The organism is Flavobacterium sp. UBA4854 (genome assembly GCF_002399805.1).
Classification (GTDB): Bacteria; Bacteroidota; Bacteroidia; order Flavobacteriales; family Flavobacteriaceae; genus Flavobacterium; species Flavobacterium ginsengisoli.
In genome coordinates this window covers 1-465 of the sequence record NZ_DHEI01000088.1, presented here as the reverse complement: position 1 = coordinate 465, position 465 = coordinate 1, and the positions used below count along the sequence as shown (strand labels likewise).

1 other RNA gene is annotated in these 465 nt (G+C 41.3%); it reads left to right on the top strand.

The annotated features are described in order from the left end of the window. Positions 1–53 precede the first annotated feature (53 nt). Positions 54–451, top strand: a transfer-messenger RNA (tmRNA) gene (gene ssrA, locus B3J44_RS13090). Positions 452–465 lie beyond the last annotated feature (14 nt).

The following is a 465-nucleotide window of genomic DNA, read 5'->3' as shown; positions in this document are numbered from 1 at the left end:
AAAATTTTAGTAGAAAGTAATTTCAAATACTCTAAATTTGCAGACTCATTTTTGGGGTCGACTGGTTTTGACAGCGAGTCGAATTGAACAGTAAGCACGTCGAGCATTGAGACCTTGCTCGTAAATATAAGATCTCAAACTTTTACACGGCGAAAATAATTACGCTTTAGCTGCATAATCCGAATCATAGTACGATTGCGCCACGTCTCTACAAGGTAGAGAAGCTGGATTCTCCTGGAAAGCCTTGGTTTGTGGCGTTCCGTTCAGGGGAACCGTAAAAATAAACCTAGATTTCTATGAGCTTCGGGTAGATTTCGAAAATTAAGAAGATAAGTGTTGGGTGGTTGTTTCTGGCCTAGCTCAACATCGAAAATTCAATCAGGAAATAAGCGTGTAGAAAGCTCTTTAGTTGCTCGTTTGGACCCGGGTTCGATTCCCGGCGACTCCACAAAAAAAGGAAGATGT